Source organism: Flexivirga sp. G2, from assembly GCF_055397625.1.
The window spans coordinates 4,325,557-4,348,522 of the sequence record NZ_AP039675.1 but is presented as its reverse complement, the minus strand read 5'-3'; the positions used below and the strand labels follow the sequence as shown (position 1 = coordinate 4,348,522).

Annotated in this window: 25 protein-coding genes; 10 read left to right on the top strand and 15 right to left on the bottom strand. The window is 68.2% G+C overall.

The genetic code is table 11. The features are described 5' to 3' along the window. Positions 1-93: 93 nt before the first annotated feature. Positions 94-495 carry an MmcQ/YjbR family DNA-binding protein gene (locus ACZ50J_RS21020; protein WP_464299103.1) on the top strand — a complete coding sequence of 134 codons (402 nt, stop codon included), beginning with the start codon at positions 94-96 and terminating at the stop codon, positions 493-495. A gap of 6 nt (positions 496-501) precedes the next feature. Here ACZ50J_RS21020 and ACZ50J_RS21015 read toward each other — a convergent pair whose 3' ends face one another. The 3 genes from ACZ50J_RS21015 to ACZ50J_RS21005 all read right to left on the bottom strand — a co-directional run bounded on the left by ACZ50J_RS21015 (position 502) and on the right by ACZ50J_RS21005 (position 2,992). After that, complete coding sequence (locus tag ACZ50J_RS21015; RefSeq protein ID WP_464299102.1) at positions 502-1,074, bottom strand: GNAT family N-acetyltransferase; 573 nt, start codon at positions 1,072-1,074, stop codon at positions 502-504. A gap of 86 nt (positions 1,075-1,160) precedes the next feature. Continuing rightward, positions 1,161-1,781, bottom strand: coding sequence for a response regulator (locus ACZ50J_RS21010; protein ID WP_464299101.1), 621 nt, complete (start codon positions 1,779-1,781; stop codon positions 1,161-1,163). After that, positions 1,778-2,992 carry a sensor histidine kinase gene (locus ACZ50J_RS21005; protein WP_464299100.1) on the bottom strand — a complete coding sequence of 405 codons (1,215 nt, stop codon included), beginning with the start codon at positions 2,990-2,992 and terminating at the stop codon, positions 1,778-1,780. The genes ACZ50J_RS21010 and ACZ50J_RS21005 overlap by 4 nt, the downstream gene beginning before the upstream one ends. A 180-nt stretch (positions 2,993-3,172) precedes the next feature. On the opposite strand from ACZ50J_RS21005, the gene ACZ50J_RS21000 reads away from it, so the two are divergent. Further along, the gene (locus ACZ50J_RS21000; protein WP_464299099.1) at positions 3,173-4,240 is read left to right on the top strand and encodes an ABC transporter permease; all 1,068 of its coding nucleotides are present in this window, start codon (positions 3,173-3,175) and stop codon (positions 4,238-4,240) included. 32 nt (positions 4,241-4,272) lie between these two features. Beyond that, complete coding sequence (locus ACZ50J_RS20995; RefSeq protein ID WP_464299098.1) at positions 4,273-4,992, top strand: ABC transporter ATP-binding protein; 720 nt, start codon at positions 4,273-4,275, stop codon at positions 4,990-4,992. 92 nt (positions 4,993-5,084) lie between these two features. On the opposite strand, the gene ACZ50J_RS20990 is transcribed toward ACZ50J_RS20995, so the two are convergent. The 3 genes from ACZ50J_RS20990 to ACZ50J_RS20980 all read right to left on the bottom strand — a co-directional run bounded on the left by ACZ50J_RS20990 (position 5,085) and on the right by ACZ50J_RS20980 (position 8,300). Next, complete coding sequence (locus ACZ50J_RS20990; protein WP_464299097.1) at positions 5,085-6,371, bottom strand: aminoacyl--tRNA ligase-related protein; 1,287 nt, start codon at positions 6,369-6,371, stop codon at positions 5,085-5,087. Between the two features lie 167 nt (positions 6,372-6,538). Further along, positions 6,539-6,850 (bottom strand): hypothetical protein, encoded by a 312-nt coding sequence (locus tag ACZ50J_RS20985; protein ID WP_464299096.1) that lies wholly within the window; start codon positions 6,848-6,850, stop codon positions 6,539-6,541. Between the two features lie 361 nt (positions 6,851-7,211). Continuing rightward, the gene (locus ACZ50J_RS20980; protein WP_464299095.1) at positions 7,212-8,300 is read right to left on the bottom strand and encodes an OmpA family protein; all 1,089 of its coding nucleotides are present in this window, start codon (positions 8,298-8,300) and stop codon (positions 7,212-7,214) included. Between the two features lie 95 nt (positions 8,301-8,395). Here ACZ50J_RS20980 and ACZ50J_RS20975 point away from each other — a divergent pair, with 95 nt between their 5' ends. Beyond that, positions 8,396-8,863 carry a PPOX class F420-dependent oxidoreductase gene (locus ACZ50J_RS20975; protein WP_464299094.1) on the top strand — a complete coding sequence of 156 codons (468 nt, stop codon included), beginning with the start codon at positions 8,396-8,398 and terminating at the stop codon, positions 8,861-8,863. Positions 8,864-8,945: 82 nt separating this feature from the next. Here ACZ50J_RS20975 and ACZ50J_RS20970 read toward each other — a convergent pair whose 3' ends face one another. The 3 genes from ACZ50J_RS20970 to ACZ50J_RS20960 form a co-directional block, all read right to left on the bottom strand. Next, a complete protein-coding gene (locus tag ACZ50J_RS20970) occupies positions 8,946-10,529 on the bottom strand; it encodes a DHA2 family efflux MFS transporter permease subunit (protein ID WP_464299093.1) in 1,584 nt (527 codons plus the stop codon). A gap of 214 nt (positions 10,530-10,743) precedes the next feature. After that, positions 10,744-11,307 carry a dienelactone hydrolase family protein gene (locus tag ACZ50J_RS20965; protein WP_464299092.1) on the bottom strand — a complete coding sequence of 188 codons (564 nt, stop codon included), beginning with the start codon at positions 11,305-11,307 and terminating at the stop codon, positions 10,744-10,746. Beyond that, positions 11,304-12,698: an MFS transporter gene (locus tag ACZ50J_RS20960; RefSeq protein ID WP_464299091.1), complete on the bottom strand. Its 1,395-nt coding sequence runs from the start codon at positions 12,696-12,698 to the stop codon at positions 11,304-11,306. The genes ACZ50J_RS20965 and ACZ50J_RS20960 overlap by 4 nt, the downstream gene beginning before the upstream one ends. Before the next feature lie 88 nt (positions 12,699-12,786). Between ACZ50J_RS20960 and ACZ50J_RS20955 the strand changes: the two genes are divergently transcribed. Next, positions 12,787-13,206, top strand: a complete 420-nt coding sequence (locus ACZ50J_RS20955) for a hypothetical protein (protein WP_464299090.1) — start codon at positions 12,787-12,789, stop codon at positions 13,204-13,206. A 234-nt stretch (positions 13,207-13,440) separates the two neighbouring features. On the opposite strand, the gene ACZ50J_RS20950 is transcribed toward ACZ50J_RS20955, so the two are convergent. After that, entirely contained in the window at positions 13,441-14,463 is a 1,023-nt protein-coding gene (locus ACZ50J_RS20950; RefSeq protein ID WP_464301379.1) for an ATP-dependent 6-phosphofructokinase, read from the bottom strand. A gap of 146 nt (positions 14,464-14,609) precedes the next feature. Here ACZ50J_RS20950 and ACZ50J_RS20945 point away from each other — a divergent pair, with 146 nt between their 5' ends. Together ACZ50J_RS20945 and ACZ50J_RS20940 are read left to right on the top strand one after the other, a co-directional pair. After that, the gene (locus ACZ50J_RS20945) at positions 14,610-15,119 is read left to right on the top strand and encodes an 8-oxo-dGTP diphosphatase (RefSeq protein WP_464299089.1); all 510 of its coding nucleotides are present in this window, start codon (positions 14,610-14,612) and stop codon (positions 15,117-15,119) included. 247 nt (positions 15,120-15,366) lie between these two features. Continuing rightward, entirely contained in the window at positions 15,367-16,191 is an 825-nt protein-coding gene (locus tag ACZ50J_RS20940) for an alpha/beta fold hydrolase (RefSeq protein WP_464299088.1), read from the top strand. Between the two features lie 16 nt (positions 16,192-16,207). Here the strand turns inward: ACZ50J_RS20940 and ACZ50J_RS20935 are convergent, their stop codons facing one another. Next, positions 16,208-17,188, bottom strand: a complete 981-nt coding sequence (locus tag ACZ50J_RS20935; RefSeq protein WP_464299087.1) for an ArsR/SmtB family transcription factor — start codon at positions 17,186-17,188, stop codon at positions 16,208-16,210. Between the two features lie 99 nt (positions 17,189-17,287). Here ACZ50J_RS20935 and ACZ50J_RS20930 point away from each other — a divergent pair, with 99 nt between their 5' ends. Beyond that, on the top strand, positions 17,288-17,773 hold the full coding sequence (locus ACZ50J_RS20930) for an OsmC family protein (RefSeq protein ID WP_464299086.1): 486 nt from the start codon (positions 17,288-17,290) through the stop codon (positions 17,771-17,773). A 3-nt stretch (positions 17,774-17,776) separates the two neighbouring features. Here ACZ50J_RS20930 and ACZ50J_RS20925 read toward each other — a convergent pair whose 3' ends face one another. Continuing rightward, positions 17,777-18,256: a rhodanese-like domain-containing protein gene (locus ACZ50J_RS20925; protein WP_464299085.1), complete on the bottom strand. Its 480-nt coding sequence runs from the start codon at positions 18,254-18,256 to the stop codon at positions 17,777-17,779. Beyond that, a complete protein-coding gene (locus ACZ50J_RS20920) occupies positions 18,253-18,726 on the bottom strand; it encodes a cysteine dioxygenase (protein WP_464299084.1) in 474 nt (157 codons plus the stop codon). The genes ACZ50J_RS20925 and ACZ50J_RS20920 overlap by 4 nt, the downstream gene beginning before the upstream one ends. A 234-nt stretch (positions 18,727-18,960) precedes the next feature. Here ACZ50J_RS20920 and ACZ50J_RS20915 point away from each other — a divergent pair, with 234 nt between their 5' ends. Then, positions 18,961-20,406 (top strand): glucose-6-phosphate dehydrogenase, encoded by a 1,446-nt coding sequence (locus ACZ50J_RS20915; protein WP_464299083.1) that lies wholly within the window; start codon positions 18,961-18,963, stop codon positions 20,404-20,406. A 5-nt stretch (positions 20,407-20,411) separates the two neighbouring features. Then, on the top strand, positions 20,412-20,990 hold the full coding sequence (locus ACZ50J_RS20910; RefSeq protein ID WP_464299082.1) for a DUF4190 domain-containing protein: 579 nt from the start codon (positions 20,412-20,414) through the stop codon (positions 20,988-20,990). Positions 20,991-21,030: 40 nt separating this feature from the next. On the opposite strand, the gene ACZ50J_RS20905 is transcribed toward ACZ50J_RS20910, so the two are convergent. Together ACZ50J_RS20905 and ACZ50J_RS20900 are read right to left on the bottom strand one after the other, a co-directional pair. Next, complete coding sequence (locus ACZ50J_RS20905) at positions 21,031-22,185, bottom strand: geranylgeranyl reductase family protein (RefSeq protein ID WP_464299081.1); 1,155 nt, start codon at positions 22,183-22,185, stop codon at positions 21,031-21,033. Next, positions 22,182-22,898: a FadR/GntR family transcriptional regulator gene (locus ACZ50J_RS20900; RefSeq protein ID WP_464299080.1), complete on the bottom strand. Its 717-nt coding sequence runs from the start codon at positions 22,896-22,898 to the stop codon at positions 22,182-22,184. The genes ACZ50J_RS20905 and ACZ50J_RS20900 overlap by 4 nt, the downstream gene beginning before the upstream one ends. Between the last annotated feature and the right edge of the window lie 68 nt (positions 22,899-22,966).

Genomic DNA, 22,966 nt, shown 5'->3' with positions numbered 1-22,966 from the left:
TATGCACGGCGACCGCAGTACCCGCTCGCGGCTTCAGCTGTCGCGGCCGATGTGGGACGGTGGACCCACGCCGGTACCGAGCGGGAGGCACTCATGTCGCATCCGAAAATGTTCGATGATGACGATCCGATTCTGGCGCAGGTCCGCGAGCTCGCACTGTCCCTGCCAGAGGCCGCCGAGAAGGTCTCGCACGGCCGACCGGCGTTCTACACCACGAAGGTGTTCGCCTACTACGGTGCCTCGACAAAGGTTGACGGTGAGTGGCTGGAGCACGCACACGCGATAGCCGTGCAGGCCGACGAGTCGGACCGCGCCGCCATACGCGAGCTGTCCGGGTCGTTCGTCCCGGCCTACCTCGGACCCTCCGGATGGACCGGGATCGACCTCGGCGAGGAAACCGACTGGACCGAGGTGAACGAACTACTGCTCGAGTCATACGTGCTGACGGCACCCGCACGACTCTCCACCGCTGCGCGGTCCGAACGTCTCGGATAGTCGCCGTCAGTTCGTCATCGACCCGATGCGATCCCGCAACCGGTCGCACACCGCGTCCCGTTCGGACGTCAGGATGCTGAAGTAGTCCACGTCGGCGACAGATCCGTCGGCCGCCGGCCGGAACCAGCGGAGGGTCCCTTCGAATGTCGCCCCGAGCCGTCGAATGGCGTTGTGGGATCGGGTGTTCCGGCTGTCGCATCGCAGTCCGACCCGCCCTACGCCCAGGGTGTCGAAGGCGTAGGTCAGCAGCAGAAGCTTGGCGGTCGGGTTGACGACCGATCCCCACACGGCGCGGTCGTAGATCGTGTTGCCGATCTCCACCCGCAGGTCGGGAACGTGGTCGTACAGCAGGGTCCGCCCGACGAACCGTCCCTGATACTCGACGGCGAACGCCATCGCCCCGTCCATCTCGATCAAGGTCGCCAGTTGTCGGCTCATCTCCTCGCCGGTGGCCGGCAGCGGTGTGCTCATCCCGTTCCACGACTCGCGGTCGACCACCGCGAGGAGCCGCGGACCGTCACGTTCGCTGAGCGGGTTCAGGGTGACCGGGCCGTCGGTGAGGGTGATGTCGTGCTCCACTCGAGTCACCGTACCGACGTACTGTGCACGCCGTCCCCAGGAATCACCCCTTCACAGAATGGCGGACACCGTCCACCGCAGGGCCGTCAGTCGCGCAACAGCCCCAACTCACGAGCCCGGGCGACGGCGCCCGTCCGGGAATCAGCCCCGAGCTTCTCGAAGACGTGCACCAAGTGCGTCTTGACCGTCGCCTCGCTGAGGAAGAGCTCCTTGGCGACCTCACGGTTGGAGCGTCCGAGGGATACCTGGCGCAGGACGTCCAACTCCCGAGCGCTGAGCGTCGGTGCGGGGTTTCGCAGGCGGGCGAGTAGTCGGTCCGCGACCACGGGTGCCAGCACCGTCTCGCCGCGGGCTGCCCGGTGCACGGCGTCGACCAGGTCGTCCGGCGGTGCGTCCTTGAGCAGGTAGCCGGACGCGCCTGCCTCGACGGCGCGCAGGATGTCCTGATCGGTGTCGTATGTCGTCAGGATGAGCACGCGCGGCGCATCGGGTTGGGCCAGCACCTGCTCCGTGGCGGCCACACCATCGATGCCCGGACCCATCTGCAGGTCCATCAGCACGACGTCGACGTCATACTCGCTCGCCAGACGTACCGCGTCCTGGCCGTTCGCCGCCTCGGCGACGACATCGATCCCCGCCGCTGTCAACAGCATTCGCAGTCCGGTACGCACGACAGGGTGGTCGTCCACGAGCAGCACACGGGTCATCGCACAGCCCCGGTCGGGATCTGCACATGGACGCTTGTGCCTTCTCCGGGGACGGACTCGATCGATGCCAGACCACCGGCGTCCCGCGCCCGCTCCCGTATGGCGCGCAACCCGAAACCGCCGGCTGCGCTGGGCACGACCTCCACCGTTGTGTCGAAGCCGACCCCGTCGTCGGTGATGTCGAGCGTCATGTCATCGCCGAAGCCCAGTGTGATGACTGCGTGTTCGGCCTCGGCATGTTGTCGCACGTTGGACAAGGCACCCTGGGCGATGCGCAGCAACGCGGCTTCGATCGCCGTCGGCAGGGGCCGTTCGGCACCGTCCACGACGAGCCGTACCGCGAGTGATCCCTCCTGCCGGTCGGCCAGTCGCTGCAGGGCGGCGGACAGCGGTGACTTCTCCAGGTCGGTCGGGGTCAGCGCATGGACGACGGACCGCACATCGCCCAGCCCGGTCGCCGCCGACTCCTCGATCTGGCGCAGCACCTGGACCAGCCGCTCCGGGTCCGGTTCACCGGCCAGTCCGGCACGGGACATCAGCAGGATGCTCGAGAAGCACTGCGCGACCGTGTCGTGCACATCGCGGGCCAACCGCGCCCGCTCGGCCAACACACCGGACTCACGCTGTGCGCCGGCCAGTGCGTCGTGCGTCGCCACCAGATCTTCCTGTGCCGCAACGAGTTCCGCGTTCAGTGTGCGACGTCGCTCGTTCTCGCGCCGCAGGCCGGAGTAGATCCACGAGATCCCGATGGCGACGAGCGCCCCGAGCACGGGGCCGAGGATCGACGGCACGGTCGGCGTGTCCGGTCGATGCAATTGGGCGACGATCACCAGCACCGTGCCGACGGCTACGGCCGCCAGCCCGGCCCAGCGGGGGAGCAGGTGCAGCCCGAGGAAGAACAGCGCGAAGACGACCCAGATCAGGTCGGCACTGGCGGCCAGCAATGTCGCCCAGCCGACGAAGAGGACCACGAACCAGACGCGTCCGATCATCGATCGGCGATCACCGACGTGTCCGGGAGTGAGCGCCAGGCCGAGCAGGTACCAGGCGAAGAGGGCGAGGCAGCCGGAGAGCAACCAGTACGGATGACTCGACTCCTGGACGCCGCGGATCGTCCCGATCGAGAGCAGCACCACGAAGAGCCCGTGCATGGCCAGTTGCAGTGTTCGGATCACTGGCGCGCCGGGCGTCTGGGCGTGGTCTTCGAGCATCACCCCCGACGCTATGGGATCGAGCACCCGTATGTCGCGTCCACCGCATCCATCGTTCGGTTGAGGTCGGGGTCCATCGAAGCGAGCTTCCGGGTTCGACCGTTCTCCCGATGTGCTGGAAGGGGATTCGCGATGGACTGAGAACACGAGGAATTCGCGACTGCGACGAAGGAGAAGACGTTGTTCCTGGCGATCAGGGATCTGTGGTGGGCACGGGGCCGGTTCGCGCTGATGGCGGGTGCCATCGCGCTGATCACGCTGTTGGTGGTGATGCTCAGCGGCCTGACCGAAGGCCTCGGCCGGCAGAGCACCTCGGCGATCACGTCGCTGCAGGCGAACCAGGTGGCGATGGAGCGGCCGGCCTCCGGTGAGACGTTGTCGATGTCGACCAGCCGGATCACCGACAGCGCACTGCAGAAGGCACGAACGCAGCCCGGTGTCAGCGCCGCCGACCCGATCGGCATCAGCTCGACCCGCGTCACCATCGGATCGACACCGGCCCCTGCGACCCTCTTCGGCATCGACCCCGACGCCGCTGCGGCACCGAAGGGGCTGAGCTCCGACAGTGTCGTCGTGAGCAGCGAGCTCGCCGACGACCACTCGGTGCGGGTGGGCCAGTCGATCACCGTCAACGGTGAGAGGCTGCGGGTCGCGCGGGTCGTGGAGGATGCATCGTTCAGCCATCTCCCGGTCGTCTGGGTCACGAACACGCTGTGGCGCCATACCGGAGGGTCTGCCGCGGGCGCGGGCAGCATCGTCGCGCTGCAGACGACCAAGGCCTTCGACGCGACGGCGTTCGACGACGCGACCGGACTGGTCGCCAAGTCCCGCGCGGACTCGTTGTCGGCGATCGGGTCCTATTCCGCCGAGAACGGCTCGCTGACGATGATCCGAGTCCTGCTCATCGCGATCTCCGCGCTGGTGATCGGTGCGTTCTTCACCGTCTGGACGGTGCAGCGGGAGGGTGACCTCGCGGTGCTGAAGGCGATCGGTGCACGCACCGGGTACCTGCTGCGGGACGCGCTCGGGCAGGCGCTGCTCACCCTGCTGATCGGCGGTGGCGTCGGCACGCTCGCCGCGCTCGGACTCGGAGTGCTCGCGGAGGGCCAGGTGCCGGTGGTGATCGACGCAGGCACCGTGCTCGTCCCGTTCGGCCTGATGGTCGCGGTCGGCCTGCTGGGTGCGACGGCAGCGCTGCGGCGAGTCGTGACGGTCGACCCGATGACGGCTCTGGCCGGTGCGCGATGAAGCAGCGAGCGACGACGGAAGTGACGAAGCGTATGACGAAGGGACAGGAGTCCGACATGAAGGCGCTCGAACTCGACCAGGTGACAGTCCGATTCCGCGACGGGGAGGGTTGGACCTATGCCCTGCGCGACGTGTCATTGGACCTCGCGCTCGGTGAGTTCCTGGCCGTCACGGGGCCGTCGGGCTCCGGCAAGTCCACACTTCTCGCCGTTGCCGGTCTGCTGCTGACGCCGACCGAGGGCACCGTCCGACTGGCCGGCCAGGACGTCACCGACGACAAACCGAACACGCGAACCGACTTGCGGCGCAGCGACATCGGCTTCGTCTTCCAGCAGCCACATCTGCTCGGGTCGCTGACCGCACTGGAGCAACTACAGATGGCCGCCCGGCTGGACGGTGACCGGTCGAAGGCGAGCGTCGAGCACGCCAAGGAGTTGCTCGACCAGGTCGGCCTGGGCGACGTCATGCACAAGCGTCCGTCGTCGCTGTCCGGCGGCCAGCGTCAGCGGGTCGGCATCGCGCGTGCGCTGATGGGTGACCCGAAGCTGCTGCTCGTCGACGAGCCGACCTCGGCCCTGGATCACGAGCGCGGGGTGGGGATCATCGACCTGCTGCGAACGCTGACCGTCGAACGTGACCTCGGCACACTGGTCGTCACGCACGACCTCGGCACGCTGTCCCCGGACGACGAGATCGTCCGGTTGGTCGATGGCCGATTGGCCGAGCAACCGGTCGCCGCGGCGGCCCACTGATCGACGCGCATTGATCGACCACCCCCTATCGCGAATGACGGCTCTCTCACCGAGTGACGGCCCAATTGGACCGTCACTCGGTGAAGAAGCCGTCATTCGGCATGGGTGGGTGGCCAGGCGGGGGAGGACCGGGCGGCATACGCTGCGGCGAGTATGTCGCCGACCTGCTCCCGGGGCAGCGATCCGCGATAGCCCGCGAAGACGTCATTGATCTGGACCGACCCGTCGGCCGCCTCCGCCTCACCGATGACCGCGAACGCGTAGTGGCGCCGCTCGCGGACGTTGCGGATCCGCGCTCCCAGTGACCCGGAAGCATCCAGCTGCGCACGCAGACCGCGGGTCACCAGACCGTCGACGAACTGTCGGGCGATCCCGTCGACGGATTCCGACACCGGCAGCACCGACAGCTGGATCGGGTTGAGCCACAACGGCATTCGTCCGTCATACCGCTCGAGCAGCGCGGCAGTGACGCGCTCCATCGACCCGACGGTGCCGCGGTGGATCATCACCACGCGCTCCTTGCGGTCGTGCGGTCCGTCATAGACGAGGTCGAAGCGCTCCGGCTGCACGAAGTCGAGTTGCACGGTCGCGATGGTCTCCTCGTGGCCGTTCCCGTCGATCACCTGCAGGTCGAGCTTCGGCCCGTAGAAGGCCGCCTCACCCGGCGCCTCCACCAGCTCCAGGTCGTATGACGCGAGGTCGACCGCGCCGGCGGACTGCCGCAGGGCGTCCACGGCGTGTGCCCACACGGCCGGATCGCCGAGGTAACCCGGACCGTCGTCCGGCAGCGAGAGCCGCACGTAGTCGACCGGCATGCCGAGCACGCGCTGGGCGTGGAGCGCGGACCGCAGCGCTCGCTCGGCCTCGTCCGCGACCTGATCCGGCCGACAGAACACGTGGGTGTCATCCAGGTTGATCTGCCGGACCCGGGTCAGTCCGGACACGACCCCGGAGCGTTCGGCGCGGAACATCGGCGCGAGTTCGTTGAGCCGAAGCGGCAGTTCGCGGTAGGAGCGCTGCCGGGACGCGTAGACCATCGCGTGGTGCGGACAGTTCGCCGGCCGCAGCACCAACTGGTCGCCAGGTAGCTCCTCCCCGAGAGCCATCGCAGGAAACATGTCGTCGGCGAATTTGGCCCAATGGCCGGACTTTTCGAAGAGGGCGCGCTTGCCCAGCACCGGAGTGTGGACGCTGACGCAGCCGTCGGTGCGGGCGATGTCGCGGGCCAGGCGTTCCAGCTCGTCACGGATCACCGAGCCGGCCGGCAACCACAACGGCAGCCCGGAGCCGACGATCGGATCGCCGGCGAAGAGGTCCAGGTCCCGGCCGAGCGCCCGGTGGTCGTTCGGTGAGAATCCTTCATTGTCAGGGTGTTTCATGGCGGTCCTCGAGGTTGACGCCCGGCTCGCCCCGCAACGAGAAACGCCCCGGCGACGACTCCGGGGCGGGTGGTTGGCAGGTGTGTCAGCGCAACGCGGCGTCGCCGGAGGGGTCCGGCGTCGTCGTGCGCTGCGCGTCATACATGGCAGGAAGCGTACTCGGCAGGTCAGCGATCCGCCACGAGATATGCCGCACCGGCGCTCACGGCGGCTGCGGTCAGCACCGACGGCCAGGCGCCGATCTTCTTCGCGAGCGGATGCGAAGCGCCGAACGATCCGACGTAGATCGCGCTCAGCGCGGCCGTGCCGACCGGACCGGACTTGGCCAGCCAGGTGCGACCGGCATACAGACCGGTTGCGCCGAGGACGACACCACCGAGCGGGCGAATGCCGGTCTCCCGCGCGGTCAGGTAGCCGCCCAGCAACCCGAGCGCTGCCAGTGGCGCGGTCCGGACGTCGGTCGCGTTACGAAGAGCCATGTGAGGCACTGTAATTGGCGTGTCTGAGGACAGTCGCGACGACCTTTCGAGACGTTCGCTCGTCCCCTTCGAGACGCCGGCTCGTACCCCTTCGAGACGCCGGCTCGTCCCTCGCCGGCTCCTCAGGGCGCCAGCTCACCGGCTCCTCAGGGCACCGCCTCACGAACTCCTCAAGGATCTCGGTTGAGGTGGTTGAGGAGCGGCGGAGCGAAGCGGGGGAGCGTCTCGAAACCACCGCGCGACCTTCGAGACGCCGGCTCGTACCCCTTCGAGACGCCGGCTCGTCCCTCGCCGGCTCCTCAGGGCGCCAGCTCACCGGTTCCTCAGGGCGCCAGCTCACCGGCTCCTCAGGGTGCTCCGACTACTTGTTGGCCCAGGAGATCGTGACGCGACGGTTCTTGGCACGACCGGCCGGGTTGTCGGAGCCGTCGGCCTTGGTGTTGGCCGCAATCGGCTGGGACTCACCGTTGCTGGAGATCTTCAGGTCGACACCGGGCAGCTTGGCGCGCAGCTCCTTGGCGACGGCGTCGGCCCGCTGCTTGCCGAGCTTCAGGTTGAACGCGTTGCTGCCCTTGGAGTCGGTGTTGCCGACGACCGAGACGGTCTTGCCGGTGACATGAGACTTGATGTTCGCGGCCGTCTGGTCGATGACCTGCTTGCCCGAGGCGGTCAGCTTCGCGCTGCCGTACGCGAACAGCACGTCTGCGTTGAGGTCGACCGTCGAGGTGTCGCCGACATTGCACACGACATACCGGCCGGCGAGCTTGGCACCCTGAGGCGGCTTGCCGGCGATCGTCTTCTTGCCGGATTTGTCGACGTAGAACAGGCCGCTCTTGGACGCGGCGCCCTTGCTGCCGTCGGATCCGACGAACTGCAGACCCTTCTGGTTCGCGCAGGTCACCGAGCCGTCGGGCAGCACGCCGATGACCCCGGAGCGGTCGGCGATCACGCCGGCGCCCTTGCTGTCGACGGTGGACGGCACGCCATTGGCGGCCAGCCAGGTCGCCTGCCCGGTGGTCAGGGTGAGCGAACCCTTCGCGGTGCGGCTCTTGGTGTGCTGCAGGTCGGTGATGGTCGCGCCGGTGTCGACCGTGTAGCGGATGCCGTTGTTGTAGACGAACGTCACCTTGCTGCCCTCGGCATACCAACCGCCGTTGCTGGTGAGTGCGCCGGTGCGGGTGGCGTTCTGGGCGCCCTGCGCGTCGCCCGCCGACGTTGCGGCGGACGAACTCGACGTGGCCGACGAACCTGCCGACGAACCTGCCGACGAACCTGCCTGCGAAGAGGAGGTCGAAGCCGTCGAGCTGTGCGGCGCAGCCGACTTCGTGGCGGCTGCCGTCGAGCCACCGCCCGACACGGACGGTCCCTCCTCCTGCTGCTGGCACGCACCCAACAAGGTGGCGGCCGCCAGCACCGCAGTGGCCGTGGTCAACGACTTCATTCGCTTCATGTCCCCTGATCCTTCCGCATTCGCCCGGGTCGCTCGGTATGACGCAACGACTCGGTCTTTCGCTCCATCCCCGTTCCCGTGCCTACGATCGAACCATGTCACCACGCATCGCCACGGCAGACCGGGTCGGACGCGACGAGCTGCTGGACTTCGTCCGCACCCGGCATCGAGCCACGCTGGTCACCCACAAACGCAATGGCGCACCGCAGCTCTCCCTCGTCACCTGTGGCGTCGGCGAGAGCGGCGAGGTGCTGATCTCCACCTACCCGCAACGCGCGAAGGTCGCGAATATCCGGCGAAATCCGTTGGTGTCGCTGCTGATCCAGTCCGACGACTGGAATGACGCCTACGTCCAACTCGACGGCACGGCCCGCGTCATCGACCTGCCGGACTCGGTCGAACCGCTGGTCGAATACTTCCGGTGCATCTCCGGTGAGCATCCCGACTGGAACGAATACCGCCAGGCCATGCGGGATCAGGGCAAGTCGTTGATCGCCGTGACGGTGACGGAGTGGGGCCCGATCGCGACCGGCGGCTTCCCGCCCGAGTCCGCGAAGGGCTGACGACATACGAGAAGGGCACCGGCACTCGAGTGAGTGCCGGTGCCCTTCTTCTGTATGTCGGTGCCGAAGAACCGGGGTGAGGTCAGTGCATCATGACCGGCGCGGCGTCCTCACCGGCTGCCGGCTCCGGCAACGGCTTGCGCGGCAGCATCAGCGCCGGGATGACCGTCAGCAGACAGAGCACCGCGGCGACCCAGAAGGTCGTGCTGAACGACCCGGCCAGGTCGTGCAACGCGTGCGCCATGAACTGCTTCTGACCGCCGGCCTCGGCGATGACCTGCAGCTGCTCCTTGGTCGGGGGCAGCGGGTGCGGCTTGTGCTGGGCCTGCTCCTGCAGCGCCTGGCCGACCTTCACGAAGTGCGAGGACTTCTGGCGGTCGGTCAGCACCGTCGACATGACCGCGACACCGACCGACGAACCGATCTGCTGGACGATGTTGATCAGCGTCGAACCGCGCGCGATCTCGTGCGACTTCAACGTCTTCAGCGCCGAGGTCATGATCGGCATCATCGTGCCGCCCATGCCCAGACCCATCAGGAACAGCACCGGCAGGATGTACCAGTAGCTGGTGTGCTCGTCGATCTGGGTCAGCATGAACATGCCGACGATGATCCCGACCAGACCGAACGGCACGACCCGGCCGACCGGCATCTTGTCCACCAGGGCGCCGGCGATCGGCATGGTGATCATGGCGCCGATGCCCTGTGCAGCCACCAGGAGGCCGGAGTCGAACGTCGACTCACCACGCACCGCCTGGAAGTAGGTCGGCACCAGCAGCAGACCGCCGAAGAAGGCCGCCACGAACAGGAACATCGTGATCGTGGACATCGACAGCAGCTTGTTCTTGAAGAGCCGCAGGTCGAGCAGCGGGTGCTTCGGCTTGAACGTGTGCCGAATGAACAGGGCGATGAGGATCAGGCCGAGGATGCCCGTGATCAGCACCTTCGCCGAGCCGACGCCATCGGTCGGGATCGAGGAGACACCGAAGAGGAACAGCGCCAGACCGGGGGACATCATCAGCATGCCGACGAAGTCGAAAGACTCCGACGGGGTCGGGCTGTCGTTCTCGAGGGCGAACCACGAGTAGACGATCGCGATGACACCGATCGGCACGTTGATCAGGAAGATCCAGTGCCAGCTGGCGTGCTCGATGAGGTAACCACCCAGGATCGGCCCACCGATCGGGCCGAGCAACATCGGCACACCGAGGATGGCCATCAGCCGGCCCATCCGCTTCGGGCCGGCGGCGTGGGTCAGGATCGTCATACCGAGCGGCATCAGCATGCCGCCGCCCAGACCCTGCAACACGCGGAATCCGATCAGCATCTCGATCGATCCTGCCGTCGCACAGAGTGCGGAGCCGATGGTGAAGAGCAGGATCGCCAGCATGTAGAGGCGTTTGGTGCCGAACCGGTCGGCGGCCCAACCGGTCAGCGGGATGACGGTGGCGAGCGACAAGGTGTATGCCGTCACCGTCCAGGCGACGGTGGAGTAGGCGATCGGATCGCCACCGTCGGCGAAGACGCGCTGGAAGGTCGGCAGCGCGACGTTGACGACAGTGATGTCGAGGATCGACATGATTGCGCCGAGAACGACGACGCCGGCGACCTTGAGGACGGCTCCGTCTATTTCTTCTGGGTACTCGGTGGGTGCAGCGGTGGACACGCTTTGTCCTCCTAGGGGACATTTCTGAAGGCTGTGGTCATAGCCTGACCGGGTCCGGTTTCACAGCGGTTTCACCGGCACCTTTGCGGCAGAACACAACGATGCACCCCGGGCGACCCACCCAGCGTATTACTCGGAGGCTGTCTCCGGAAATAGAATTTTCGGCCGCTCGGCCTGCGTCGTCACCGCTGATCGGCCCGGCGACGACGCCGAATCACGCCGACAACAGCTCCGCGATCCGGTCGATCGTGGCAGCGGTCGCGGCCGCATCGCCCTCCGGCAGGTCGGTGTCGGTGAACAGATGCCCCGAGCCCGCGGTCACGAAATCGTCGAACCGTGCGCCCGATGCGCGCACCGCATCGGCCAGGGCGTGCAGGTCGGCCGGGTCGACGAACGGGTCCTCGGCATACCGATGCACCTGGACCGGCTGGCCGCTCCACGCGCCGTTCCGGGGCGCCGCGACGCTGTGCATGAGGATCACGGCGGCCGCCTCCGGCCGGTCCGCCGCAAGGCGTTGCGCGAAGGCCGCACCGAGGGAGAAACCGGCCAGTGCCGTGTCGGCGGGCAGGTCGTCGATCACCGGACGCACCCGGGCGAGCAGTTGCGCCGGACCGACGTCGTCGCGGTGCGAGAGGCCGGCGCACGTGTCATCGAAGATGCTGCCGGCGTAGTAGTCCGGGGTGATCACGTCGTGTCCGCGTTCGCGCAACGCATCCGCGAACCGGATCACGGCCGGGCGCAGCCCGAGGGCCGAGTGCAGCAGCAAGATCGTGCTCATCGAGTGATCACCTCAGCCATATTCTCGTCCTTGGGCGGCGGCGCCGCACGCATCAGTACGGCGAGCAGCCCACCGAGCACCATCACGATGCCGACCAGCCACAGGCCGGTCTTCTCGGTGCCGGTTCCGTCCTTCAGCCAGCCGGTGAAGTATGGCGCGAAGAAGCCCGCCGAGTTGCCGACCGCATTGATCAACGCGATGCCACTGGCAGCCGCCGCGCCGGACAGGAAATTGGTCGGCAGCGCCCAGAAGGTCGGCAGGGCGCACATGATCCCCACGGCGCAGACGGTGACCGCCACCATCGCCGCGAACGGGCTGCCCAGGTAGAGCGTGATGGGTATGGCGATGCCGCCGACGATGCTCGGTCCGGCGACGTGCCAGACGCGCTCGCGGGTCCGGTCGCCGTGCAGTGCCCACGGGATCATGACCAGGGCGCCGATGACATACGGGACGGCGTTGATCAGTCCGCGCTGCACGATCGAGTAGTCGGCGCCGTACTGGTCGGCGAATCCGGCGATGATCGTCGGCAGGAAGAACCCGAGCGCGTAGAGCCCGTAGACGACGCCGAAGTAGACGAACGCCAGCGCCCAGACCCGCGGCCGGGTGAGCGACTGCAGGATGCTGACCTGGTAGGTGCGGCTGCGGCTGCGGTCCTCTGCGTCGAGCACCCGCTGCAGCGCGTCGCGTTCGGCCGGCGGCAACCAGGCCGCGTTCTCCGGCCGGTCGGTCAGGAAGAACCAGGTGACCGCACCGAGGATGACGGCCGGCACACCCTCGAGCAGGAACATCACCCGCCAGCCCTCGAGGCCGAGCCAGCCGTGTGCGTGCTCGATCAGCAGCGAGGAGAGCGGTGTGCCGATCGCGGTCGAGAGGGGGACGGCGACCATGAAAAGCGCTGTCATCCTTGCGCGTTCGCGTTGCGGGAACCAGAAGGTCAGGTAGAGCACGATGCCCGGGAAGAAGCCGGCCTCGGCGACTCCGAGCAGGAACCGCAGCACGTAGAGGCTGCCGGCGTTGGGGACGAAGGTGATCGCAGCGGCGACGATGCCCCACGTGACCAGGATCCGCGCGATCCAGCGACGTGCGCCGAACTTGTGCAACGCCATGTTGCTCGGCACCTCGAGCACGAGGTAGCCGAGGAAGAAGATGCCGGACGCGAAACCGAACATCGACCCGGTCAGGTGCAGGTCGTCGTTCATCCCGTTGGGTCCGGCGAAGCCGATGTTGGTGCGGTCCAGATAGTTGACGAAGTAGAGGAGCGCCACGAACGGCACGAGCCGGCGGACCGATCGCCGTACGGCGCTGCGCACCAGCGGGTCGTTCTCATCGACGACCGCGGCGGGTTCTTGCTTGGTCAGGTTCGGACCGTCCGAGCGGCGCGGTTGCGTCATACGTGCAAACGTATCGGTTGCACCCTGACGTCGGTCGAGTAGCGGCGAAGGAGCGTATCGAGACCTGGTCAGGGGTAAAAATAGTGCCGTGGACGGCAACCAGGTCTGGCATGTGAGAGACGGCGAACTCCTTGGGGATCGCCCGGATTCGTGGGTCTACGTCTGGCGGCTGCCGGACAGCCCGGACCCCCGCGCGAACATCCTGTATGTCGGCACGACGGGTATGCCGCCGGCGCTGCGGACGTACCTGCACCTGCACTCCAAGGACCGGGACATCGGCCGGATCCGCAAGCGGTTCCCGAAGATCGCGACCGAGGCCGCGGATGTCCTCGCATTCCCGGTCCCGCCCGCCCTGCCGCGCCCCGAGGTCAAGCACGCGCTGGTTCACGCGCTCGCCGATGCCGGGCTGCTGGCGCCGGAGTACGTCGGCCCGCCGCTGGAGGGCACGTCCCGCGCGAGCGACGCCGTCGCGTCATACGTCGCCGAAGTGCTCGCCGAACTCACCTGACCCCTCAACGCGGGTCGAGTGCCGGAGGAGCGCAGCGGGGGAGGTGTATCGAGACCCTGCTCACGTGACCCCTCAACGCGGGTCGAGTGCCGGAGGAGCGCAGCGGGGGAGGTGTATCGAGACCGCGGACGTCGCTGCCTTTTGAGACGTTCGCTCGTCCCTCACGAACTCCTCAAGGAGCTCTCTTTGAGATGGCCAAGGAGCGAGGAACGAGCGTCTCGAGGTCCCGGCTGCTCACCCGAAGAGGATCGCGGCCTCGTCCCAGCGCTCCTGCGGCACCGTCTTCAGCACCGTCGTCGCGGAGTGCAGGTCGACGCGTTCGATCTGCGTGCCGATCAGCGAAACCATGGTGCCCCAACGCTTTTCGATCACTGCGTCGACCGCCGCCGTACCGAATCGGGTCGCCAGCACCCGGTCGTATGCCGAGGGCACACCACCACGTTGCAGGTGACCGAGCGTCGCCGCGCGGGTCTCGATGCCGGTGGCTTCCTCGATCTGCGGTGCCAGCCGCTCGCCGATGCCGCCGAGTCGCGGCCGGCCGAAGGCGTCCAGGCCGCGCGGCGCGTGGAGGTGCTCCTCACCGGAGGGGACGAAGCCCTCGGCCACGACGACGACCGGTGCGCGGCCGCGGTCCCGGGCGTCCTGCACCCAGCCGCAGATGTCGTCGATCGACACGTCCACTTCGGGGATCAGGATGGCGTGCGCGCCGGCGGCGATGCCGGCGTGCAGGGCTATCCAGCCGACGTGCCGGCCCATGACCTCCACGACCATGCAGCGGTGGTGTGACTCGGCCGTGGTGCGCAACCGGTCGATCGACTCGGTCGCCACCGACACCGCCGTGTCGAAGCCGAACGTGTAGTCGGTCGCGGACAGGTCGTTGTCGATCGTCTTCGGAACGCCGACGACCGGGATGCCCTCGTCGGCCAGTCGCCGGGCCGCCGTCAGGGTGCCCTCGCCGCCGATCGCGATCAGTCCCGTCATACCGCGGGAGTCCATGACCTCACGGATCCGGTCGGCACCGCCGTGCTCGAACGGGTTCGTGCGTGAGGTGCCCAGGATCGTGCCGCCCGCTCGGGAGATGCCGCGAACGTCGTTGCGCGGCAACGCAACGATGTCGTCCTCGATGAGCCCGCGCCATCCGTCGTGTATGCCGAGGAACGACACGCCGTGGATGCGGTCGCCCTTGATCACCGCCCCACGGATCACCGCATTGAGGCCGGGGCAGTCGCCGCCACTGGTCAGGATTCCGATGGTCATGCCGTTGGTCACGGGGTCCATGGTGGTGGTTCGCGGCGACCGGCGGGCAAATGTCCACGATGTTGTCTCATCGGCGAGTCGGAGGAGGGCCGTCGGCCGAGGGCCGCACCCAGGGTGGCCGGTCCGATCGGGCATGCTGGCGGTTGATGACGAAACCGATGTGTCTGGTGTTCCTGCTGCGTGGCGATCCCGCCGGCGGCGGGGAGGTGCTGCTCGGCCTGAAGCAGCGCGGCTTCGGCACCGGGCGGATCGTGGGCATCGGCGGGCATGTTGAGCCGGGCGAGACCGATCTCGAGGCGGCCGTGCGGGAGACCTTCGAGGAGACGGGCCTGCACGTCATACCGACCGAGCTGTATGACGCCGGACGCATCACCTTCCGGTTCCCGAGCGCGCCCGCGTCGGACATGTCGGTGGCGCTCTACCGGTGCACGACCTGGACCGGTGACGTCGTCGCCTCCGACGAACTCGACCCGCAATGGCATCCGGTGGCGGCGCTGCCGACCGGCGAGATGTGGGACGACTCGCGGATCTGGCTGCCGCACGTGCTGCGCGGGGAGGCCATCACGGCCGACATCACGTATGACGCCGCAGGCGCCCTCGTCGCGGGCGTCTCACTGACCGCACACGCGCCACCGCGCACACCCCCTTCCGAATGACGGCTTCCTCGGCGAGTGACGGTCGTATCCGACCGTCACTCGCCGAGGAAGCCGTCATTCGGCACCACCCCGGAAGCGCCCACACACGAGCTACCTGTGGGTAGTGTGGAGAGTCCTGCTACATGCGCATCTCGGGGGCAGGTCCGAGTCCGACCATCCAAGCGTGACCTTTGCACGCTGACCATCACGCTGACCATTCCGAATCTGACATGACGCGTCCGCGCTGCGGGCGACGAGGCGAGGCACGATGAGCGACATCACCTACACACGTGAGGGCACCGGCGATCCGCTGGTGCTCATCCACGGCATCGGGCACCAGCGCTCCGCATGGGGCGACACCTTCGAGCTGCTGGCGGAGGACTTCGACGTCATCGCCATCGACCTGCCGGGCTTCGGTCGGTCGCCGGCTCCGGCGCGACCGCACAGCTATCGGATGGACAGCTACGTCGACCAGCTCGAGGAGTTCTTCGCCGAACTCGGCCTGGATCGCCCGCACGTCGCCGGCAACTCGCTCGGCGGGATGCTCGCGCTCCAGCTCGCCGCCCGCGGGGCCGTGCGCACCGCGACCGCGATCGCACCATCCGGCTTCTGGGGTCCGCTCGGTCTGGTCAACGCGGTCGCCAACCTGGCGATGCTGAAGGCGTCGACCTACGTGCCCCGGCCGGTGCTGAAGGTCTTCTCCGACAAGGCTTTCCTGCGCAAGGTCAGCCTGCGTCCGCTCTACTCACACCCCGAGCGGGTGCCGGCCGATGTCGCGTATGACGAGGCGCTGAACCTGCGCAATTCGCCCGGCTTCTTCCCGGTGGCCTGGCACGTTTCGCGGGCCCGATTCCGCGGGCAGCCGCTGGTCCCGGTGACCATCGCCTGGGGCACCAACGACCGGCTACTGCTGCCGTCCCAGGCCACGACCGCGCGGGAAGCATTGCCGACCGTCTCGCACCTGACCCTGCCCGGCTGCGGGCACGTGCCGATGGTCGACAACCCGGAGCTGGTCGCCGGCGCGATCGTGCAGACGGTCGTCCAGGCCGCCGACCGGGCCGGCGAACCGCTGCTGCATCTCACCGGCGCCTGAGCGTCCGGACGGTCGCTCAGGCGCCGCGCAGCGCGACGCCCGCGGGGCTGAGCTGGTAGTAGACGAAGCGGCCGCGGCGGAACTGCGTGAGCAGCCCGGCCCGCTCCAGGACCTTCAGGTGACCGCTGACCGTCGGCTTCGGCAGGTCCAACTGCTGCGCGAGGTCGGTCGTGCTGACCGGCACCGTTGCCCGACCCAGGATCCGTGAGCGGGTGCTGCCCATCAGCTGCTCCAGACTGCCCGCCGCCGACTGCTCCGGCTCCTGCAGCCACAGCGTGGCGGCGCCCCACGCCGGGTAGCCGATGGCCACCGGCATGTCCGGGGCGTCGTTCTCGTCGGGGCCGTGCACGATGAAGCCGGAGGCCTTGAACACCACCGGGGTGAAGACGAGCCCGCCCGGTGGGACGGCGATGTCGATGTCGAAGGCGTGCTGCAGCTCCAGCACCTGCCCGTCGAAGGAGATCTGCTCGTCGAGGTCGTTCAGGACGCTGCCGATCCCGTCCTTGACGATGTGCTCGGCGCGCATCGACAGGTCGCGCAACGCGATCGCGTGCGCTCGATCCCAGAACGGCTGCAGCACACCCTCGAAGTAGTCGACGAGCGCCTCCTGCGCGACCCGGCGCAGTCCGGTCACGTCCTCGTCGCCGTAGGGCGAACCCTGCTCCCTCAGTTGCTCGCCGACGCCCTGTACGTCGGGGTCGGGGATGCCGGCCACCAATGACCGCAGGCGTTCGGTGACGGCGGCCGGGGAGTTCTCCACGTCATACGCATAACCGGGGACGACCAGCAGGGAGGGCGCGGCCGGGTTCGTGGTGAGGCGGCGGAGGGTCGCGACGCCGGGCGCCTCCTGGTCGCGGAGCGCCGCGGCGAGCGGCGCGTGCAGTGAGCGGGAGGACGGCTGCACGAACAGCGACATGCTCGAGAGGATGTTCCAGGCCGGATCGACCACGAATTTGATCGCGGCGATATCGCCGGTCGAGCACCGCACGCGGATCATCGCTGCTTCCCTTCTGGGTTCTGGTCCGACGCCCCATTGTCGCGGACCAGCAGCGGCCTCGTCGACGTAGGGTCGACCGGACCGGCATACGATGCGGGCATGGCGGAAAACCATTCGTACCCAGTGGCTTTGAGCTGGCACGGCTCGACCGGCGAGGGGTATGCCGCCTACTCGCGCGAGCACCAGGTCGCGCCGGCCGAGTTGCCCGGTGTCACGCTGTCCGCCGACCCGCACTTCGGTGGCAATGCGGCACTGCCCAACCCGGAGCACCTGATGGTGATGGCGGCCAGCAGCTGCCAGCTGCTGTCCTTCCTGGCCGTGGCCGCGCGTGCCAGACTCGATGTCGTCGATTACGTCGATGCGGCGGAAGGCACGATGCCGGAAGGTGATTCGCCGATGTCGATCACGGACATCGTGTTGCGTCCCGTGGTCACTCTCGCCCCGGGCAGTCGGCTCGACCAGCTCGAGCGACTGACCCGCATCGCGCACCAGGAGTGCTTCATCGCCAACTCACTGCGCTCGCGGATCACGATCGACGCGCGGTTCGTGATCGACGGCGAGGATGTCGCGTCGGTCAATCTCTGACGCTCAGTCCCGCACCGGCAGCCCGAGCGACCGCCAGGCCGCGAAGCCGCCGATCACGTCGGTCGCGTAGCGAACTCCCAGACTCACCAACGAATCCGCGGCCAGCGACGAGGCATAACCCTCCTGGCACAGCACGATCACGTGCAGGTCCGGCGCCGCAATCGGCAACCGGGCGTCGCTGCGCGGGTCCAGTCGCCATTCGAGGACGTTCCGCTCGATGGTCATCGTCCCGAGCGCCTCGGCCGGCGCACCCTCGGCGGCACGCTGCGCGGCCGGTCGTATGTCGACCAGCACCGCGCGCCGCCACAAGACCTCCTGGTACGCAGCACGCGGACTGAGACGGAGCAGCCGGCTGCGTGCGTCGGCGAGCTGGTGGTCGACGCCGGCGAAGCGCGAGTTGGGCAGGCCGTCCTCGGTCAGCGACATCGAGGGTGATGCGAAAAGCTCTGACTGCCAAGTGATTTCGGATGCGTAGCTGGTCACCAGGAGGAACCTTCCTCGTCGAGGCCGGAGATCACCAGATGTCCGTCGCGCAGTTCGTAGCGGGTCATGCTCTGCAGCACCGGGTGGTAGGCGTGCACCGAGACCGCCCACTGCCCGGTCTCGTTGCGGACGTCGTGCACGTGGCTGTCGGTGAAGTGACGGCCGCGTCCGACGGCGAGATCACTGGCTGCGTCATACCCGACCCAGACGTGTTCGCGCAGCGTCCCGCGCACGACGCGGAAAGCACCACTGGCGGTGCCGTGGTCGTGCCAGCCGGTGGCGGATCCGGGCGGCCAGGCGATGGCCCAGATCTGCACGTGGTCGTCGGCGCCGGACAGGACCGTCCACTGGCGTTCGAGGCGGGTCTCGTCATACGCGAACTGTGCGGCTGCTGCGGCATGCAGCTGAGTGATCGCATCGAGGTCGCGTGGGCCGATGGTGGGCGCGAGGTGACGGGTGATCGTGGTCATGGGAGTGCATCCTTCGAAGCTGTCTGTCGAATCGTGTTAGGGGAGAGCGGATCTGGCCGACACGTAGCCGTGTCAGGCCGACAGACAGCAACACATGACCGCGCGGTGCATCGAAAGGCTCGAATCACGTGTGATGATGGATTGCATAACGTCAAGTTACACAACGCATCACACCGTGACAACCGGCGTGGTCCATATCGCGACCATTGCGGCTTGTCGTGCCATGCTCGGGCCATGGCTGCTGAGACTCCCGTGACCCTGCTCATCCTCGGTGCCGGCGGTGACCTCACCCACCGGCTACTGCTGCCCGGTGTCGGCAGCCTGCTGAAGATCGAGCCGTCCCGGAAGGTCCGCATCATCGGTGCCGACCGGGTGGATCTGACTGCGGCGCAATGGAAGAAGCGTGTCGAGGAGTCGTTCGGCACCGTCCCCGTGCCCGCCCGCCCGGCACGATCCGCGCTTGCGAAGACGAGCTACCGGCAGACCGACCTGCTCGACCCCGAGCAACTCGGCGACCTGATCGCCGGCTGCACCGGCCCGTTGGTCATCTACTTCGCGCTGCCGCCGTCGGTGTCGATGAAGGTGTGCAAGCTGCTGGAGGACATCGACCTCCCACCGGACACCCGGCTCGCGCTGGAGAAGCCGTTCGGCGGTGACCAGAAGTCCGCGCGGGCGTTCAATGCACAACTGCACAAGGTGGTGCCCGAGGATCACGTCTTCCGCGTCGACCACTTCCTGGGTCGGTCCACCGTGCTCAACCTGATCGGCCTGCGGTTCGCGAACCGGATCCTGCAACCGATCTGGAGTGCCGAGCACATCGAGCGCGTCGAGATCATCTACGACGAGGACCTGGCGCTGGAGGGCCGCGCCGGCTACTACGACGGGGCAGGTGCGCTGCGCGACATGCTGCAGTCGCACCTGTTGCAGGTGCTCGCGGTCTTCGCCATGGAGTCCATCGCCGACCTGTCCGCACAGGAGGTGCAGGACCAGAAGGCGCAGGTCCTTCGCTCGACGCATCTGTATGGCGGCAGCCCGAAGCGCTCCAGCAAGCGGGCGCGCTACACCGCGGGCCAGTTGGGCCGGCGCAAGATCCCGGCATACACCCGGGAGAAGGGCGTCGACCCGGCGCGTGAGACCGAGACGCTCGCCCAGGTGCAGGTGGAGGTGCGCAACAACCGCTGGGCGGGTGTGCCCTTCACGCTGCGCAGCGGCAAGGCACTCGGCACGCCGCGCAAGCAGGTCATCGCCTACTTCCGTCCGGTCCCGCACCTGCCGAACGGCTTCGACAACACCGCGGCGCCGGACAAGCTGATCATCGATCTCACCCCGGGCGCGGTGTCCTTCGTGCTGACGATGAATGCCGAGGGCAGCCCGATGGACCTGGAGCAGAAGACGTTGCGCGCCGAGCTCGCGCCCGGCTGGATGCTGCCGTACGGCGAGGTCCTGCGTGAGGTCCTGGACGGCGACACCCTGCTGTCCGTGCGTGGCGATGCGGCCGAGTCCTGTTGGCGGATCATGGATCCGGTGCTGAAGGCGTGGAAGGCCGGTCGCGTCCCGATGGAGACCTACCCGGCGGGTTCCGCCGGTCCGGCCGGCTGGTTGCCGGCCGACTCCGTGGCCGAGGAGCCGGGTCACTGCCGAGACGGATTCGGCTCGGCCGGTGCCGCGACCCTACGATGAGACGCATGTCTGATCCGTATGGCGGCAACTCCTCCCGTGACCGGGCGTTCCACGAACAGGAGACCACGGCGCAACCGGCGGTCGACCCCCAGGCGCAGCAGTACGGCCAACCGCAGTACGGTCAGCCGCCCCAGGACCAGCAGTACGGCCAGCAGCAATACGGCCAGCCCCAGGGCTACCCCCAGGCTGGCTACGGCGAACAGCCCTACGGCGAACAGCCTTATGGGCAACAGCAGTACGGGCAACAGCAGTACGGCCAACAGCAGTACGGGCAACAGGCCTACGGGCAGCAGTATCCGACGTACGGCCAGCAGCCTTACGCCCCCTACGGCTCGCCGTACGCCGGCTACCAGCCGACCTCGACCAACGGGCTGGCGATCGCGGCGCTCATCACCAGCATCGCCGGCTTCGTCCTCTGCTTCATCGCCGGTGTCGCGGCCATCGTCCTGGGTGTCCTCGGCATCAACAAGGCCAAGGAGCTGGGCGGCACCGGCCGCGGTATGGCGATCGCCGGCCTGGCGATCGGCGCCGTGCAGGTCGTGGCGAGCCTCGGCTACATCGTCCTGATCATCGCCACCGCCTGACCCTCCGGGTCGCCTGACCGGGCGCCGTCCGGAGCGACGGTCACCAGCGGTTCATCGCCGCCAGCCCGACCCGCACCACGCGGTGCCGCGCAACGTGCGCCAGGGTCGTGTCGCCCCTTGTGATCCTGGTGAACACCCGCCATCCCGGCCGCGTGCGCAGCATCGCGTGGAACGCGCGCGGGTGACGCTCGAACGCCCGCAATGTCTGCTCGCCGACGGCCATTTTCGCGCCCAGTTCGCGCTCCACTTCCAGGCGGTATGACGCGCAGCCGTCCGCAGGAGTGGTCTCGCCGAGGGCGACCCGGGCAGCAGTTGCCCCGGCAAGTGCACCGGATCGGACGGCATACGAAATGCCCTCGCGGGTCCACGGTTCCAGCAGTCCGGCGGCGTCGCCGGCCACCAGTACCCGCCCGCGACCCAGCGGTGAGTCCGCCGATCGGCAACGGGTGAGATGCCCGGAGTCGCGCACCACCGGAAGAGATGAAAGTCCCTGCTGCGCCACGAAATCCGTCAAGTATCGCTTCGTCTCGGCAGGGTGTCCCTTCGCCATGATGACGCCCACGGTGAGCACGTCCTGCTTGGGGAAAACCCATGCGTACGAACCGGGTTCGGGGCCCCAGTCCAGGTGGACGCGACCGGCCCAGGCGGCGCTCGCGGCGGCATCAGGGGTCAGCTCGACCTCCAACCCGAGGTCGACCTGCCGCAGGTCGACCCCGACATACCGGCCGATCCGGCTGGCCGATCCGTCGGCACCGACGACGGCGCGTGCGCGCACTTCGCCCTCGGATGTGGTGACGGTAACGACGCCGTCCTCGTCCTCGTGCACGCCGGTCACGGTCGCGGTGCGCAGCTCGGCGCCGGCCGCGACGGCGGCGTCCAGCAGCGCGGCGTCGAAGTCGGCCCGGTTGACCAGGCTGAGGATGCGGTCCCCGGCCTGTCGCTCGACGTGCGATCGACCGCGAAACGTGAAGGACGCCTGCGTGATTCGCTGCTGGACGGGCACCTCGAAGCCATCCGGCAAGGATGCGAGCGTCGGTCCGATGAGTCCGCCGCCGCACGTCTTGTAGCGCGGGAAGGCCGCCCGGTCGAGCACGAGTGTTCGCGCGCCCGCCTGCGCCGCGGCATGTGCGGCGCGGCTGCCGGCCGGTCCGGCGCCGACGACCAGCACGTCATACATCTCGGGCCGTTGGTTCACGGGTGCAGGGTAGTCATCCGCGCATACGCGGTCCGGATGTGTTCCTCGATGAGCGCGACGGCGGTGTCCGGGTCGCGCTGCTCGATGGCGCCGACCACGGCGCGATGCTGGGCGCGCAGGACGGAACGTGTCGCGGCCCAGTCGTCGAGCGCGGCGAGGCCGGCGAGGATCGGCTGCCGCATCGACTCGCGGATCGCGATCGTCAGGTCACTGGCGAGCCGGTTCCCGGCAGCTTCCGCGATCGCCACGTGCAGCCGGGTGTCGAGGTTGTTGAACTCCGCCATCGTCAGCGCGTCGTCGTCCATCGCGTCGACCAGTTCCCGCATCAGCGCCACGTCCTCGACGCTCGCCTGCCGGCCGGCCAGCCGGGTGGACAACCGTTCCAGGGCGACCCGCACCTCGGTCACGTCGTCGGCCGGAAAGCTGGCGAGCGCCACATGAAGGCGCAGCAGCCGGGTCAGCGCCGTGTGCGGCACACCGGTGATCCGGGTCCCGCCCGCGGCGCCGGCGCCGACCGACGATCGCAGCACGCCGGACGCCTCGAGAGTGCGCACCGCCTCGCGGACCGCGGATCGACTCACCCCGACCTGCTGGGCGAGGTCGCGCTCTGCCGGCAGCTGCGATCCGACGCTGTATTCGCCGCCCAGGATGCGCTCCTCGACCCACTCGACGACGAGCTCCCAGGCCTTCTTCGGGGCGGATGCTGAGGGCACGTTCGCGAGCCTACGGCCTCGCCCGGCGAGCCACGGGCGGACGGGTCGGCTGGTAGCCTCGAGTCGTA

Bases quoted from the DNA above. Each gene is read 5' to 3' on its own strand.
- ACZ50J_RS21020 (WP_464299103.1), top strand. From the start codon at position 94: ATGTCGCATCCGAAAATGTTCGATGATGACGATCCGATTCTGGCGCAG.
- ACZ50J_RS21010 (WP_464299101.1), bottom strand. From the start codon at position 1,781: ATGACCCGTGTGCTGCTCGTGGACGACCACCCTGTCGTGCGTACCGGA.
- ACZ50J_RS21005 (WP_464299100.1), bottom strand. From the start codon at position 2,992: ATGCTCGAAGACCACGCCCAGACGCCCGGCGCGCCAGTGATCCGAACA.
- ACZ50J_RS20995 (WP_464299098.1), top strand. From the start codon at position 4,273: ATGACGAAGGGACAGGAGTCCGACATGAAGGCGCTCGAACTCGACCAG.
- ACZ50J_RS20990 (WP_464299097.1), bottom strand. From the start codon at position 6,371: ATGAAACACCCTGACAATGAAGGATTCTCACCGAACGACCACCGGGCG.
- ACZ50J_RS20985 (WP_464299096.1), bottom strand. From the start codon at position 6,850: ATGGCTCTTCGTAACGCGACCGACGTCCGGACCGCGCCACTGGCAGCG.
- ACZ50J_RS20980 (WP_464299095.1), bottom strand. From the start codon at position 8,300: ATGAAGCGAATGAAGTCGTTGACCACGGCCACTGCGGTGCTGGCGGCC.
- ACZ50J_RS20975 (WP_464299094.1), top strand. From the start codon at position 8,396: ATGTCACCACGCATCGCCACGGCAGACCGGGTCGGACGCGACGAGCTG.
- ACZ50J_RS20965 (WP_464299092.1), bottom strand. From the start codon at position 11,307: ATGAGCACGATCTTGCTGCTGCACTCGGCCCTCGGGCTGCGCCCGGCC.
- ACZ50J_RS20960 (WP_464299091.1), bottom strand. From the start codon at position 12,698: ATGACGCAACCGCGCCGCTCGGACGGTCCGAACCTGACCAAGCAAGAA.
- ACZ50J_RS20950 (WP_464301379.1), bottom strand. From the start codon at position 14,463: ATGACCATCGGAATCCTGACCAGTGGCGGCGACTGCCCCGGCCTCAAT.
- ACZ50J_RS20945 (WP_464299089.1), top strand. From the start codon at position 14,610: ATGACGAAACCGATGTGTCTGGTGTTCCTGCTGCGTGGCGATCCCGCC.
- ACZ50J_RS20940 (WP_464299088.1), top strand. From the start codon at position 15,367: ATGAGCGACATCACCTACACACGTGAGGGCACCGGCGATCCGCTGGTG.
- ACZ50J_RS20935 (WP_464299087.1), bottom strand. From the start codon at position 17,188: ATGATCCGCGTGCGGTGCTCGACCGGCGATATCGCCGCGATCAAATTC.
- ACZ50J_RS20930 (WP_464299086.1), top strand. From the start codon at position 17,288: ATGGCGGAAAACCATTCGTACCCAGTGGCTTTGAGCTGGCACGGCTCG.
- ACZ50J_RS20920 (WP_464299084.1), bottom strand. From the start codon at position 18,726: ATGACCACGATCACCCGTCACCTCGCGCCCACCATCGGCCCACGCGAC.
- ACZ50J_RS20915 (WP_464299083.1), top strand. From the start codon at position 18,961: ATGGCTGCTGAGACTCCCGTGACCCTGCTCATCCTCGGTGCCGGCGGT.
- ACZ50J_RS20910 (WP_464299082.1), top strand. From the start codon at position 20,412: ATGTCTGATCCGTATGGCGGCAACTCCTCCCGTGACCGGGCGTTCCAC.